12 protein-coding genes are annotated in these 14,185 nt (G+C 72.5%); 8 read left to right on the forward strand and 4 right to left on the reverse strand.

Annotated features, from left to right (window positions below; translation table 11 throughout):
• The 5 genes from ACFU5F_RS40330 to ACFU5F_RS40350 all read left to right on the forward strand — a co-directional run.
• Nucleotides 1-135: alpha-glucosidase C-terminal domain-containing protein (locus tag ACFU5F_RS40330; RefSeq protein ID WP_383898416.1), on the forward strand; the 135-nt coding region annotated here is incomplete at its 5' end.
• A gap of 29 nt (nucleotides 136-164) precedes the next feature.
• Entirely contained in the window at nucleotides 165-1,568 is a 1,404-nt protein-coding gene (locus ACFU5F_RS40335; RefSeq protein ID WP_383898399.1) for a maltokinase, read from the forward strand.
• Between the two features lie 4 nt (nucleotides 1,569-1,572).
• On the forward strand, nucleotides 1,573-3,810 hold the full coding sequence (glgB, locus tag ACFU5F_RS40340) for a 1,4-alpha-glucan branching enzyme (RefSeq protein WP_383898401.1): 2,238 nt from the start codon (nucleotides 1,573-1,575) through the stop codon (nucleotides 3,808-3,810).
• 176 nt (nucleotides 3,811-3,986) lie between these two features.
• On the forward strand, nucleotides 3,987-4,340 hold the full coding sequence (locus tag ACFU5F_RS40345) for a VOC family protein (protein WP_383898402.1): 354 nt from the start codon (nucleotides 3,987-3,989) through the stop codon (nucleotides 4,338-4,340).
• A 74-nt stretch (nucleotides 4,341-4,414) separates the two neighbouring features.
• Nucleotides 4,415-4,816 carry a MarR family winged helix-turn-helix transcriptional regulator gene (locus ACFU5F_RS40350; RefSeq protein ID WP_383898404.1) on the forward strand — a complete coding sequence of 134 codons (402 nt, stop codon included), beginning with the start codon at nucleotides 4,415-4,417 and terminating at the stop codon, nucleotides 4,814-4,816.
• Between the two features lie 72 nt (nucleotides 4,817-4,888).
• Here ACFU5F_RS40350 and ACFU5F_RS40355 read toward each other — a convergent pair whose 3' ends face one another.
• Nucleotides 4,889-5,311 carry an SseB family protein gene (locus ACFU5F_RS40355; RefSeq protein WP_383898406.1) on the reverse strand — a complete coding sequence of 141 codons (423 nt, stop codon included), beginning with the start codon at nucleotides 5,309-5,311 and terminating at the stop codon, nucleotides 4,889-4,891.
• Nucleotides 5,312-5,582: 271 nt separating this feature from the next.
• Between ACFU5F_RS40355 and ACFU5F_RS40360 the strand changes: the two genes are divergently transcribed.
• Entirely contained in the window at nucleotides 5,583-6,872 is a 1,290-nt protein-coding gene (locus tag ACFU5F_RS40360) for an alpha-L-fucosidase (protein WP_383898408.1), read from the forward strand.
• On the opposite strand, the gene ACFU5F_RS40365 is transcribed toward ACFU5F_RS40360, so the two are convergent.
• Together ACFU5F_RS40365 and ACFU5F_RS40370 are read right to left on the reverse strand one after the other, a co-directional pair.
• Nucleotides 6,848-7,402, reverse strand: a complete 555-nt coding sequence (locus tag ACFU5F_RS40365) for a cysteine hydrolase family protein (RefSeq protein ID WP_383898417.1) — start codon at nucleotides 7,400-7,402, stop codon at nucleotides 6,848-6,850. The two genes, ACFU5F_RS40360 and ACFU5F_RS40365, sit on opposite strands and share 25 nt — an antisense overlap.
• A 14-nt stretch (nucleotides 7,403-7,416) precedes the next feature.
• Complete coding sequence (locus tag ACFU5F_RS40370) at nucleotides 7,417-8,883, reverse strand: purine-cytosine permease family protein (protein ID WP_383898409.1); 1,467 nt, start codon at nucleotides 8,881-8,883, stop codon at nucleotides 7,417-7,419.
• 232 nt (nucleotides 8,884-9,115) lie between these two features.
• Between ACFU5F_RS40370 and ACFU5F_RS40375 the strand changes: the two genes are divergently transcribed.
• Entirely contained in the window at nucleotides 9,116-12,133 is a 3,018-nt protein-coding gene (locus tag ACFU5F_RS40375; protein ID WP_383898411.1) for an AAA family ATPase, read from the forward strand.
• Nucleotides 12,134-12,417: 284 nt separating this feature from the next.
• Here the strand turns inward: ACFU5F_RS40375 and ACFU5F_RS40380 are convergent, their stop codons facing one another.
• Nucleotides 12,418-12,606, reverse strand: coding sequence for a hypothetical protein (locus ACFU5F_RS40380; RefSeq protein ID WP_383898413.1), 189 nt, complete (start codon nucleotides 12,604-12,606; stop codon nucleotides 12,418-12,420).
• Nucleotides 12,607-12,673: 67 nt separating this feature from the next.
• On the opposite strand from ACFU5F_RS40380, the gene ACFU5F_RS40385 reads away from it, so the two are divergent.
• Entirely contained in the window at nucleotides 12,674-14,119 is a 1,446-nt protein-coding gene (locus tag ACFU5F_RS40385) for a glyceraldehyde-3-phosphate dehydrogenase (protein WP_383898414.1), read from the forward strand.
• Nucleotides 14,120-14,185 lie beyond the last annotated feature (66 nt).

The raw sequence follows: 14,185 nt of genomic DNA on the forward strand, positions 1-14,185 counted from the left end.
CACCCCGTCGAACTCATCGGCGGAGTGCGTTTCCCGGCGATCGGGGAACTGCCCTATCTCCTCACCCTCGCGGGCCACGGCTTCTACTGGTTCCGGCTCTCCCGAGTCCTCACCCGCGCCGCCCCAGGGCGTTGAGGCGCGGCCCGGCGAAAGGACGCGTCACCATGTCGAAGACCGCAACCGCACTGCTCCGGCCGGGCAGCGACGGGCCCAGCACCGACGGGGTCGCCGCCGGCCTCATGACCTCGCTGGCCGGGCTGCTGCGCGACTGGCTGCCCCGGCAGCGCTGGTTCGCCGGCAAGGACCGGCCGGTCACGGACCTCGCCCTGCTGTCGATGACCGAGCTGTATCCGGGCTGTCTGCACCTGCTCGTGCACACCGGCCAGCCGAGCCATGGCGACCACGGCGGGGTGCCCGCGCCGGGCGGCACTCCCTCTACCGGTGACTGCTACCAGCTGCTCCTCGGTGTGCGGGAACACCAGGTGCCGCACCTGGGCCGGGCACTCATCGGGCAGGCGCAGGAGGGCCCGCTCGCCGGTCTCACCGTGTACGACGCGCTGTACGACCCCCGCTCGGCCCAGCTGCTGCTCGAACGGCTCAGGCACCCGGGTACCGCGGGCCCGCTGTGTTTCGAGGCGGACCCCGGCGTACGGGTGCCGGCCGGGCTCGCGCCCCGGCTGCTGGACGCCGAGCAGTCCAACTCCTCGCTGGTGTACGGGGACGCGTTCATCCTGAAGGTGTTCCGGCGGATCCAGCCGGGGGTCAACCCGGACCTGGAGGTGCCGGGCGCGCTGGCCGGGCAGGGGTGCGGCCGGGTGCCGGCGCCGGTGGCCTGGTTCCGGACGACCGATCCGTTCCCGGCGACGCTCGGTGTGCTGCAGCCGTTCCTGCCCGACGCGTCGGACGGCTGGACGCTGGCGCTCGGCGCGCTCGCCGCCGGGCGGGACTTCACCGGGCAGGCCCGTGAGCTGGGCCGGGCCACGGCCGAGGTCCACCTGGCGCTGGCCTCGGCCTTCCCCTCGGGCGCCCAGGACGAGAACGGACGCACGGCCGCCGCGATGACCGAGCGCCTGGACGCCGCCGCCCGCTCCGTACCGGCCCTGCGACCGTTCGTCCCCGGTCTGCGCACCGCCTTCCGTGCTCTGCTCTCCTGCGACGTCGGCCCGCCCGCGCAGCGCGTGCACGGCGATCTGCACCTGGGGCAGGTGCTGCGGGCAGGTCCGGAGTGGTTCGTCATCGACTTCGAGGGCGAGCCGTCCCGTCCGCTGGCCGAGCGGTGCGGCACCCAGTCGCCGGTGCGGGACATCGCCGGGATGCTCCGGTCCTTCGACTACGCGGCCCGCCAGCGCCGCCCCTGGCGCCCGGAGTGGGCACGCCGTTGCCGCGAGGCGTACTGCGCGGGTTACGCCGCCCACGCCGGCTGGGACCCGCGCGAGAAGCACGGACTGCTGCGCGCCTACGAGACGGACCGGGCCGTGTACGAGGTCCTCTACGAGGCCCGCCACCGCCCCGACTGGCTTCCCGTACCCATGGCGGCGATCGAGCGTCTCGCCGTGAGAGGAGACTGAGACCGTGGCCCTGCGCGACACCACTCCCCCCGAGGCGGGAGGCCCGCCCCCGCGCGGGCCCCGGCTGACCGTGGCCGCCCCGCCCCTGGCCCCCGACGACCGTGCGCGGCTGCTCTCCGGCGCCCACCACGACCCGCACGCCCTGCTCGGCGCCCACCCGGTGCCGGGCGGGATCGCCGTGCGGGCACTGCGCCCGTACGCCCACGCCGTGAGCGTCGTGATCGACGGGGCGCGCACCTATCTCGCCTCGGAGGGCGACGGCCTCTTCTCGGTCCTGCTGCCGCGCGAGACCGTACCGGAGTACACGCTGCTCGTCTCGTACGAGGACACCGACCACGAGGTGCACGACCCGTACCGCTTCCTGCCCGCGCTGGGCGAGCTGGATCTGCATCTGATCCGTGAGGGGCGGCACGAGCAGTTGTGGAAGGCGCTGGGCGCCGAACCGATGACTCATCAGGGCGTGCCGGGCACCCGGTTCACCGTGTGGGCGCCGAACGCCCGGGGTGTGCGGGTCGTCGGTGACTTCGCCTGCTGGGACGGGACGGCGTTCCCGATGAGGTCCCTCGGATCGTCCGGGGTCTGGGAGCTGTTCCTGCCGGGGGTGGGCGAGGGTGCCCACTACAAGTTCGAGATCACCTCCCGCCACGGTCACCGGTTGCTCAAGGCCGACCCGATGGCCCGCCGGGCGGAGGTGCCGCCCGCGACGGCGTCCGTCGTCACCGCCTCGCACTACGAGTGGGGTGACGCGGAATGGATGGCGCGGCGCGGGGACACCCCGGTGCACGAGGCCCCGTTCTCCGTCTACGAGATCCATCTGCCGTCCTGGCGGCCGGGACTGACGTACCGTCAACTCGCTGATGTACTGCCGGCGTACGTCTCCGATCTCGGTTTCACCCATGTCGAGCTGATGCCGGTCGCCCAGCACCCGTTCAGCGGGTCCTGGGGCTACCAGGTCACCGGCTTCTACGCCCCGACCGCGCGCCTCGGCACCCCCGACGACTTCAAGCACCTCGTCGACGCACTGCACCGGGCCGGTGTCGGGGTGATCCTGGACTGGGTGCCCGCGCACTTCCCCAAGGACGACTGGGCGCTCGGCCGGTTCGACGGGGAGCCGCTGTACGAGCCCGGGGACAGCCGGCGGGCCGAGCACCCCGACTGGGGGACGTACGAGTTCGACTTCGGCCGTACCGAGGTGCGCAACTTCCTGGTGGCGAACGCCGTCTACTGGTGCGAGGAGTTCCATGTCGACGGGCTGCGGGTGGACGCGGTGGCGTCGATGCTCTACCTCGACTACTCGCGTGACTCCGGTCAGTGGACCCCCAATGTGTTCGGCGGGCGCGAGGACCTGGACGCGGTGGCCTTCCTGCAGGAGATGAACGCCACGGTGTACCGGCGCGCGCCGGGCGTGGTGACCATCGCGGAGGAGTCCACGGCCTGGGACGGCGTCACCCGCCCGACCGACAGCGGCGGCCTCGGATTCGGGCTGAAGTGGAACATGGGGTGGATGCACGACTCGCTCGGCTACATCGCGCACGAGCCGGTGCACCGCAAGTACCACCACGACGAGATGACCTTCTCGATGGTGTACGCGTACAGCGAGAACTACGTCCTTCCCATCTCGCACGACGAGGTCGTCCACGGAAAGCGGGCGCTGGTGTCGAAGATGCCGGGCGACTGGTGGCAGCGGCGGGCCACCCACCGGGCGTACCTGGGCTTCATGTGGGCCCACCCCGGCAAGCAACTCCTCTTCATGGGACAGGAGTTCGCCCAGGGTGCGGAGTGGTCGGAGGCGCAGGGCCCCGAATGGTGGCTGCTCGACCCGGGATACGCGGCCGAGGCGGACCACCGGGGGGTGCGCGACCTCGTCCGCGACCTCAACGCGGTGTACCGCCGGACGCCCTCGCTCTGGCAGCGGGACACGGATCCCGGCGGTTTCCAGTGGGTGTGCGGGGACGCCGCCGAGGACAACGTCTTCGCGTTCCTGCGGCTCGACGCGCAGGGGGTGCCTCTGCTGGCCGTGTCCAACTTCAGCCCGGTCGTCCGGCAGGAATACCGGCTCGGTGTTCCCGAGGAGGTCCCGGCCTGGGTCGAGGTGCTGAACACGGACGCCGTGACGTACGGGGGCGGCGGTGTGCGCGACTCGGGCCCTGTCGAGCGCGAGCCGGTGCCCTGGCACGGGCGGTCGGGGAGCATCCGGATGACGGTGCCGCCCCTGGCCACGGTCTGGTTCCGCCCGGCCTAGGGCTTGCGGACGGCTCGGCGTGGGTCGGTTGTCTGCGGCCACCGGACCCGCACCCGGCCACGAACGGAAAGCCCCCGAGCCGATCGGTCAGGATCGGAGAAGCCCTGCCGACGCCACCGCGCCTAGCGTGGACCTCAGTTCCAGTGACCATGCACACGACCTCCGAGGAGCACCCCATGACCGCCGGACTCACGACCGTCATCTACCCCGTCAAGGACCTGGCCGCGGCGAAAGCCGTGTTCAGCGCTCTGCTGGAGGTCGAGCCGTACGCGGACTCGGCGTACTACGTCGGTTTCAAGGACGCGGGCCAGGACGTGGGCCTGGACCCGAACGGCCACGCGAAGGGAATGACCGGCCCCGTACCGTACTGGCATGTCGCCGACATCAGGGCGACGCTCACGGGACTGCTGGGCGCCGGCGCCGAGACGCTGGAGGACGTCCACGACGTGGGCGGCGGCCGGCTCATCGCCTCGGTGAAGGACCCGGACGGGAACCTGATCGGACTGCTCCAGGACACCGCGGCGGAGTAGACACCGGGCATATTCGTTGCGCCTGCACTAGTTGCACAGACAACGACCACTTCGCGCTCTGTTACCGTGCACATATGGCAGCGAACACGGCCGGCGCCCGGCTTGAGGACGAGTGGCGGGACATCCTGTCCGTGCACGCCCGCACGATGTGCGAGATCGACCGCGTCCTGCATCCGCACGGCCTCGGCGCCAGCGACTTCGAGGTGCTTGACATCCTCGCGTCCGGCCTGGCGACCGCCACGGCGGTCGGGGACCAGTGCCGGGTGCAGAACATCGCGGAGAAGGTCCACCTCAGCCAGAGCGCGCTGTCCCGGCTGATCGGCCGGCTGGAGAAGGACGGCCTGGTGGAACGGTCCGTGTGCGCGGAGGACCGGCGCGGTGTGTGGGTCGCCCTCACGGACAAGGGCCGCGCGCTGCACGCCGAGGCACTGCCGCTGCAGCGCGACGCCCTGGCCCGCACGCTCCGGCAGGGCTGACAGCCCGCCCGCCACCCGGCCGGACCGGGCACGAGGGGCTGCGGTCCCCGCTTCTCCGGGTGGGTCTCGGGCTCAGATCCCCTGCCCTCCGAGGAGAGTGCCCACGTCGTGGGCGTCGAGGGTGAGGCCGTGCGGGGAACCGGCGTCGATGGTGAGGGACAGGTCCACGTCGGCAGGCCACTGGGAGGCGAGGGCGCCCAGCGGCACCAGGCGGTAGCGCGACACGTCGGGCAGGAGTTCGGCCATCGCGGGTTCCGAGGTGAAGACCGGCACGATCTGTTCACCGCCCGGCTGCTCCAGAACCGGCAGCGCCACGGCCGTCGGGTCGCTCACGGCCGCCTCGTCGGCGTCGTCCGGCACGGGAATCAGCACATCGCTGTCGGCGAGTGTGCTCAGCGCGGCCTCGTCGTGGGTGTCGAAGGCGAGCGCGGTCAGCGCGCGCTGGGCCGGCGAGACGGCCTGCGGGGCGTGGTGACCGTTGGGAGAGATGTCCATGAAAGATCCCAGGTAGTGGTGGAAAGGCCGCCCGGAACGGCGTCCGTACCGGGCGCGTCGCCCTGCGCGTACCCGACACGGACGCGGGCATTCCTCTACGCCGCTCCGTGTACGGCCCGCCGCTCCGTGTACGGCCCGCCGTTCCGTGTACGGCCGATGCTCCGGGCCACGTCCTGTACGGCCCGCCGCCGTTCCGGCCGGGGTGAAAACGGACCAGTAGTGGTGACCGGCGCCCACGCGCCGGCCGGGGCGCTCCGCCTAGCGTGGCCGTATGACCATGCAACCCTGGTTTCCCGCCGCCAAGCTGGGCATCTTCATCCACTACGGCATCTACGCCGTGGACGGGGTGCCGGAGTCCTGGTCCTTCTACTGGGGCGAGGTGACGCACGAGCGGTACATGAAGCAGCTCGACGGCTTCACCGCGTCCGCCTACGACCCCGCGGCCTGGGCCGAGTTGTTCGCCCGGGCGGGCGCGGGGTACGCGGTGCTCACCGCACGTCACCACGACGGCGTCGCCCTGTGGGACACCGCCCACGGCGAGCTGGACGTCGTCCGGCGCACCCCGGCGGGCCGGGACCTGATCGGCGCATACGTGGAGGCGCTGCGCGAGCGGGGCCTGAAGGTCGGCCTCTACTACTCGCACTCCGACTGGAACCACCCGGACTACGCGAGCGTCCGTCACCCCGAGATCGACCAGTGGTCGAACACGCACCCGGGCGGCAACGACGCCAACCCCTACTCGCACGCCACGCCCGGCGAGGAGGACCCGGTGGCGTGGGACCGTTACCTCGCCTACCGGGACGGTCAGGTGCGGGAGCTGGTGGAGCGGTTCCGCCCCGACCTGCTGTGGTTCGACGGCGAATGGGAGCGCACCGAACAGCAGTGGCGCATAGCGGAGTTGGCCGAACTGATCCTCGCGGAGAACCCGGACACGGTCCTGAACGCCCGCATGCTGAGCCGCGGCGACTACGCCACCCCCGAGCAGGGGGTGCCGCTCGAAGCGCCCGACGGGCCCTGGGAGTTGTGCCTGACCATCAACGACTCGTGGGGTTTCCAGCACGCGGACCACAACCACAAGTCGGTGCGGCAGCTGGTGCGTTACTTCACGGAGACGATCGGCATGGGCGGCAATCTGCTGCTGGACGTCGGTCCCCGGGCGGACGGGTCGATCCCCCCGGAGCAGGTCGAGCGGCTGGAAGGGCTCGGCGCGTGGATCGCGCGGCACTCCGAGGCCGTCCACGGAACGGTCGCCGGGCTGCCCGCCGGACACCACTACGGCCCGAGCACTCTCTCCGCGGACCGGCGCACGCTGTATCTGACGTGCTTCGACGTGCCGCGCGAGTCCGTCGCCCTGCGGGGGCTGCGCAATCCCGTCCGGAAGATCACCGTCCTCGGCACGGGCAACGCGCTTGGCCACCGGGTGATCGGCGGCCTGGACGCCGTACCCGGTGTGACCTGGATCGACGCCCCCGACGAGGCCGACCTCGACCCCTACGCGACCGTGCTCGCCCTGGAACTGGACGGGGAACTGGACCTCTACCGGGGTGCCGGCCGCGACTGACCGAGGATCTGGTCGACGGTCACGACCCGGACGAGCGGGCGGTACAGATCCAGCAGATCCAGGGCTTTGGCATGCGACGCATCGTCCGCGCCCGCGCAGGCGTCGGCGGCCACCAGCACCTCGACGCCCGTGTCGGCCGCCGCGAGGGCCGTGGACAGGACACAGCAGTCGGTGCTGACCCCGGCCAGGACCAGCCGTCCGTCCGCCCCCAGACGGGCGGCCAGTTCCGGGCCCCACTTGCCGAAGGTCGGGGCGTCGACCGTGTCCCGCGCCCCGTCGGCGAGTCCGTCGACCAGCTGCCACAGCCGCGCGCCGGGTGGGCGCAGCGCGAAGGGCGCCTGCGCGTAGTACGCCTGCCAGGCTCCCTCGGGCCGCCGCGGCGCGATGAAGCGGGTGAACACCGTCCGTCCTGCGAAGGCCGGCAGCAGCCGCCGTACGCCCGCCGCGGCCTCCTCGAAGCGGGGTGCCGCCCAGGGGCTGTCGGGCTCGGCGAACACGCGCTGCATGTCGATGACGGCGAGCAGGCCCATCGGGGTGGACGCGCTCACGTCCCCGCCTCCTGCGCCCGCACCCGGCCCCGTGACAGCGTCAGCGTGCCGAGGAAGCCGGCCGCCAGCGCGGCCAGGACGCCCAGGTTGGCGTAGGCCCAGTCACCGGTCCTGCCACCCAGGCCGAAGGGGCCGAGGAGGTAGCCCTGCCAGTCGAGCCAGCCCGCCGCGGCGTTGGTGACCAGGCCCCAGCCGAGGGCGGTGGCGGCGACGGTGAGGAGGAGAGGGCCGGGCGGGATGTCGCCGTAGCGGCCGTCCGGGCGGAACAGGTCGGCCTCGGCGTAGTCGCGGCGGCGCAGCAGGAGGTCGGCGAGCATGACTCCGCACCAGGCGGCGACGGGGACGCCGAGGGTGGTGAGGAAGCCGATGAACGGGCCGAGGAAGTCGTCGGCGAGGAAGACGATGTAGACGGCGCCCGCGATCATGAGCAGCCCGTCCACGAGGGCGGCGAGCGGGCGCGGTACGCGCAGACCGGCCGCGAGCAGGGCGAGACCGGAGGAGTAGATGTCGAGGACGGCACCGCCGACGAGGCCGAGCACGGCGACCGCGGCGAACGGGACGAGGAACCAGGTGGGCAGGAGCGTGGTCAGCGCGCCGATCGGGTCGGCGGCGACGGCCTCGCCGAGGTCGGCCGAGGAGCCCGCGAGGAGCAGTCCGAAGACCAGCAGGAGCAGCGGGGCGAGCGAGGCGCCGAAGGTGGTCCAGCCGACGACGCCCCGGCCGGAGGAGGAGCGCGGCAGATAACGGGAGTAGTCGGCGGCCGCGTTGACCCAGCCGAGCCCGAAGCCGGTCATCAGGAAGACGAGGGCGCCGATGAACTCCTGGGTGGATCCGGCCGGCAGGGAGCTGACGGCTGACCAGTGGACGTGGTCGGCGACCAGTACGACGTAGACGACGGTCAGCACGCCGGTGACGACGGTGATGACGGCCTGGAGACGCATGATCAGGTCGAAGCCCATGACGCCGACCACCACGACCAGTGCGGCTACGAGGACCAGGGCGAGCATCTTGGTCCCGGTGCCGCCGCCCGTGCCGAGCCGGTCGAAGACGGTGGCGGTGGCCATGGTGGCGAGTGCACAGAGCACGGTCTCCCAGCCGACCGTGAGCAGCCAGGAGACGGCCGCGGGCAGCCGGTTGCCGCGCACTCCGTACGCGGCGCGGCTGAGCACCATCGTGGGGGCCGAGCCGCGTTTGCCGGCGACCGCGACGAAGCCGCAGAGCAGGAAGGAGAAGACGATGCCGACGACCCCGGCGGCCAGGGCCTGCGGGAAGGAGATGCCGAAGCCGAGCGCGAACGCGCCGTAACTCATGCCGAGGACGGAGACGTTGGCTCCGAACCAGGGCCAGAAGAGGGTTCGTGGGGTGCCCTTGCGTTCGGCGTCGCCGATCACGTCCAGGCCGTGTGTCTCCACCTGGAGCGGTCGGACGGCGCCGGTGCCGTCGGGGGTGGGGGAGTCCGTCATCGCCGACCTGCCTGTCTGATCGCGGACCTGTCCGTCCGATCATGCTGATCGCGTCGAGGGGAACCTAGGTGCGCCGGTCAGGGGCGTCAAGGTGGCACCCGTGCGGATGCGGGACCGGGCCGTCGGCCTGCCGGAGCTACGTACAATCTTCGGGAATCGGCCGGAGGTTCGTGATCAGGGCTCTGTCGGATGGGCTCCGGACGGCCCGGGACCGGCTTCGGGGGGAATCGCATTGCCGTGGGACGTGGCTCCGCTGGTGAGCCGGGAGACCGAGCTGGCACGGTTCGGCGGAGTACTCGACGGACTGACGAAAACCGGTGACGTTCCGGCGGCTCCCGGCCCTGGCCCAACGGCCCCCGGCCCGGCGGTCCCCGGCCCGGCGGTCGTCGATGTCACCGGCGCGGCGGGGATCGGAAAGAGCAGGCTGGTCTCGGAGTTCTGCGCACTGGCGCGCGAGCGGGGCATGACGGTGCTGCGCGGCCGGGCGACCGAGTACGAGCAGCATCTGCCCTATCAGCCCCTCGCCGACGCCCTCGCGGACCTCGACACCGAGACCGGGATCCCGTCCCCGTTCGCCGAGGCGCACACCGTGGACCGCTTCGCGATGCAGCGCGCTGCGGCGGCCTTCCTCGCACGGGTCGCCCGCACCGGCAAGGGTCTCGTGGTGGCACTCGACGACGTGCACTGGGCGGACCCCGCGTCCCTGGAACTGCTCGACCATCTCGTACGGCACCCGCCGCGGCGCGCGCCCGTGGTGATCGTGGTGGCGCGCCGCGAACGGCAGACCTCGCCCCGGCTCGTCGCCTCACTCACCCGGGGCGTGGAGACCGGGACGGTGCTGCGGCTGGAACTCGGCCCCCTGGACCGTGCCGCCTGTCTGGCGTCGCTCGCCCCGGACCGGCCGCCCGCGCTCGCCGCCGAACTGTACGCGGCCAGCGAGGGCAACCCGCTGTACTTCCTGGCACTGCTCCAGGCGGGCAGACCCGCGGGGCTCAGCTCGCTGCTCCTGGACGAGCTGACCCCTCTCACCGACGCCCAACGCGGCACGGTCCAGGCCGTGGCCGTGCTCGGCGACCACGCCGCACCCGCGTTGGTGGCGGCCGTCACCGGCCGTGGCGAGAGCGAACTCGGTGCGGATCTGCGGGAGTTGACGGCCCGTGATCTCGCCCGTCCGGGGCCCGACGGCCGCTGGGCGCTGCGGCATCCCGTGCTGCGCTCCCTCGTCCACGACACCACCGATCCTCTGCTGCGCACCCGGATGCACCATCTCGCCGCCGCCGAACTGACCAGGATCGGGGCGCCGGTCACCGAGCGGGCGCATCACGTCGAGCGTTCGCTGACCGGCTGGGACCCGGACGCCGTGGCCCTCCTCACCGAGGCCGCCCGGCAGGCCGCCGCGACCGCGCCCGCGAGCAGCGCGCACTGGCTGGGCGTCGCCCTCACGCATCTGCCGGAGCGACCGGCGCACGGGGCGCTGCGCCGCGACCTCATGCTGAGGCGGGCCGAGGCGCTCGGCGCCTGCGGCGGGCTGCTGGAGAGCCGGGACCTGCTGCACGAGGTGATCAGCCTGTCGCCGCCGGGCGACGACGACGGCGTACGGGCGAGCGCGGTCACCCTGTGCGCGGTGATGGAACGCCATCTGGGCCGGTACGCGGAGGCCATCGCCCTGCTGCGGCGCGAACTGGCCCGCAGCGCCGACCTCTCCCCCGCCGAGACCGTCCAGCTCGGCCTGGAACTGGGCTCGTCCGCCCCGCACGCCAGCTCCTACCCGGAGGTGCGCGACGACGTGGCCCGCACCCTGGAACTGGCCCGGTCCCTGGGCGACGAGGTCGCGGAGGCGGGGGCGCTCGCCGTCACCGCGCTCGGGGAGGCGTACGAGGGGAACATCGTGGCCGCCGCCGAGGCCGCCGACCGGGCCGGCGCGCTCATCGACTCCCTCACCGACCAGGATCTCGCGGGCCTGTGCGAACCGCTGGCACGGCTCGGCTGGGCGGAGGCGTTCCTCGAACGGTACGCCGACGCCGAACGGCACGCCGGACGGGGCCTGGCCATCGCCCGCCGGGGCGGCCTGCTCTATGTCGTGCCGCATCTGCTGCTGTGCCTGTCCCACATCCAGGTCATGACCCTGCGTCTGGGGCAGGCCCTCGAACTCGCGGAGGAGGCCGAGACCATCGCCCGGGGCATCGGCAGCGACGAACTGCTCGCGTTCGTCCTCGCGTCCAAGGCCCAGGCGCTGGTTCCCGCCCTCCCGCCGGGCGACGGCGGTGCGCTGGCCGTCGCCGAGGAGGCCGTGACGCGGGCCGGTGCCGGCACCCGGTGGTGGGCGTCGATCGCCTGGTGCATGCTCGGGTACGCCGCGCTCCACACCGGTGATCCGGCGCGGGCCCGCGCCGCGGTGCTCCGGGCGGGCGGGGAGGATCTCGGCGGCCTGCAGCCGAGCATGCGGCCCCTGTTCACGGAGATCCTGGTGACCGCCGCCGTCTTCGCCGGGGACCGCGATCAGGCCCGGCAGTGGGCGGAGCGCGCCCGCAAGGAGGCGGAGGGGCTCGGCCTCGTGGCGCAACGGGCGTCCGCGCTGCGCAGCTCGGCGCATGTGCCGCTGGCCGACGGCGACGTGGCGGCCGCCGCGGACCTGTTCGAGCACGCCGCGGCGGAGGCGGCCCGGGGCGGGGGCCGGCTGTGGGAGGCGCAGACGCTGCTGCTGGGGGCGCCCCTGACCGCCTCTGCGGGACGCACGGACCGAGCCCGCGCCATGTGGGAGCGCGCCCTGCGGCTGAGCACCGAGGGAGAGGCCCATCTGCTGACGGGCCTCGCGGAGGCGGTCCGGCCGACCGTCTTCGACGCGGTACGGACGGCGGGGGCGGTGGCGGACGCGGGGGCGACGGCGGGAGTCGCGGAGGCCGCGGGCGCGACCGGTGGGGAGCCGGGCGTCGGTCTCGTGGCGGGCGCGGTGGCGGGTGTGGTGGCGGGTTCCGCAGCCGGAGCGGGGACGCGTCCGAGCGGGGGCGCCGACGGGCCGTCGCGGGAGGCGGCGTCCGAGGAACTGGCCGTGCTGTCGCCACGGGAGCGGGAGGTAGCCGCTCTCGTCGCGAAGGGCCTGACCAGCCCCGCCATCGCCGAACGCCTGTTCCTCAGCCCGCGCACGGTCGAGACGCACCTCTCCCGCATCTACCGCAAGACCGGCGTGACGTCGCGGGCCGCGCTGGCGGCTCTCCAGGTGCGTGACGAGCTTCGAGACGGGGGAGCGTGAACGCCCCGCCGCACGCGAAAGGCGCGGTGCGTGACGGGGCGCGGTACACGACAGGCCCGATTACGTAATCTCCCCGATACCGGGCCCGCCCGCCGTCCGGAACGATCGCTTCTGGGACCACGAACGATGCCGCCGTCACCACGCACGCGACGGTCGGTCGGGGCACCCCGGTCGCCGCCGCGGAGGGGGCGGCGGCGGCCGGGCCCTCAGCACTCGGCCCTCGGCACTCGGCACTCGGCACTCGGCACTCGGCACGGCTTACGGCTCACCGACCCCGCGAAGCGCTACGCCGCCGCCCGCAGCCCCTGCATCGGCACGCTGACGACCGTGACGGTCGGCAAGCCGCTCGCCCGGAAGGACCTGCGCCGGAGGTCCCGGAGGACCTGCCGGTGCCGGGCCTCGGCATCGGCATCGGCATCGGCATCGGCATCGGCATCGGCCGACAAACCCGTGCGACCACGCACTTCGCGCACCCCTCGTTCGTCTCCTCCGAGCGGGGTGGTTAGCATATGAGCGCCGCCTAGCTCGAAAGATAAACTTGTGACTGTCAACGAGGACTCGTTCACCCAATGGAAGAACCGCGAGGAGATCGCGGAGTCGATGATCCCGATCATCGGGAAGCTGCACCGTGAGCGGGACGTGACGATCCTGCTGCACAGCCGCTCCTTGGTGAACAAGTCGGTGGTCAGCATCCTGAAGACCCACCGGTTCGCCCGCCAGATCGCCGGTGAGGAGCTGTCGGTCACCGACACCCTGCCGTTCCTGCAGACCCTCACGTCGCTCGACCTCGGCCCCTCCCAGATCGACATCGGCCTGCTCGCCGAGGCCCACCGGGCCGACGACCGGGGGCTGTCGGTCGAGGAGTTCACCGCGGAGGCCGTCGCCGGCGCCACCGGCGCCAACAAGATCGAGGGCGGCGAGGGACGCGACGTCGTCCTCTACGGCTTCGGCCGCATCGGCCGCCTCGTGGCCCGTCTGCTGATCGAGAAGGCCGGCTCCGGCAACGGCCTGCGGCTGCGGGCCATCGTGGTGCGCGGGGGCGGTGAGCAGGACATCGTCAAGCGGGCCTCGCTGCTGCGCCGGGACTCCATCCACGGTCAGTTCCAGGGCACGATCACCGTCGACGAGGCGACCAGCACGATCAACGCCAACGGCAACGAGATCAAGGTGATCTACGCCGGCGACCCGTCCGAGGTCGACTACACCGAGTACGGCATCAAGAACGCCATCCTCATCGACAACACCGGCAAGTGGCGCGACCGGGAAGGCCTGTCGACCCACCTGCGTCCCGGCATCGACAAGGTCGTCCTGACCGCGCCCGGCAAGGGTGACGTCCCGAACATCGTGCACGGCGTCAACCACGACACGATCAAGCCGGACGAGCGGATCCTGTCCTGCGCCTCCTGCACCACCAACGCGATCGTCCCGCCGCTGAAGGCGATGGCCGACGAGTTCGGTGTGCTGCGCGGCCACGTGGAGACCGTCCACTCGTTCACCAACGACCAGAACCTGCTGGACAACTACCACAAGTCCGACCGCCGGGGCCGGTCCGCGCCGCTGAACATGGTCATCACCGAGACGGGTGCCGCCTCGGCCGTCGCCAAGGCACTGCCCGATCTGAAGGCGCCGATCACCGGCAGCTCCATCCGGGTGCCCGTCCCGGACGTGTCGATCGCGATCCTCAGCCTGCGCCTCGGCCGGGAGACCGACCGCGAGGAGGTCATCGACTACCTCCGCGGCGTCTCGCTGACCTCGCCGCTCAAGCGCCAGATCGACTTCACCAACGCCCCCGACTCGGTCTCCAGCGACTTCATCGGCTCCCGTCACGCCTCGATCGTCGACGCGGGTGCCACCAAGGTCGACGGCGACAACGCGATCCTCTACCTCTGGTACGACAACGAGTTCGGCTACTCCTGCCAGGTCATCCGGGTCGTCCAGCACGTCTCCGGTGTGGAATACCCGACGTACCCGGCCCCGGCGGTCTGATCCACCGGGACGCGGGGCCGGAGGCTTCGGGGCCGCGGGCCGGACGGGACACCCTCCCGTCCGGCC

Origin of the sequence: Streptomyces sp. NPDC057438, from assembly GCF_042802995.1 — a bacterium.
Classification (GTDB): Bacteria; Actinomycetota; Actinomycetes; order Streptomycetales; family Streptomycetaceae; genus Streptomyces.

Bases quoted from the DNA above. Each gene is read 5' to 3' on its own strand.
- ACFU5F_RS40335 (WP_383898399.1), top strand. From the start codon at position 165: ATGTCGAAGACCGCAACCGCACTGCTCCGGCCGGGCAGCGACGGGCCC.
- ACFU5F_RS40345 (WP_383898402.1), top strand. From the start codon at position 3,987: ATGACCGCCGGACTCACGACCGTCATCTACCCCGTCAAGGACCTGGCC.
- ACFU5F_RS40350 (WP_383898404.1), top strand. From the start codon at position 4,415: ATGGCAGCGAACACGGCCGGCGCCCGGCTTGAGGACGAGTGGCGGGAC.
- ACFU5F_RS40355 (WP_383898406.1), bottom strand. From the start codon at position 5,311: ATGGACATCTCTCCCAACGGTCACCACGCCCCGCAGGCCGTCTCGCCG.
- ACFU5F_RS40360 (WP_383898408.1), top strand. From the start codon at position 5,583: ATGACCATGCAACCCTGGTTTCCCGCCGCCAAGCTGGGCATCTTCATC.
- ACFU5F_RS40365 (WP_383898417.1), bottom strand. From the start codon at position 7,402: ATGGGCCTGCTCGCCGTCATCGACATGCAGCGCGTGTTCGCCGAGCCC.
- ACFU5F_RS40370 (WP_383898409.1), bottom strand. From the start codon at position 8,883: ATGACGGACTCCCCCACCCCCGACGGCACCGGCGCCGTCCGACCGCTC.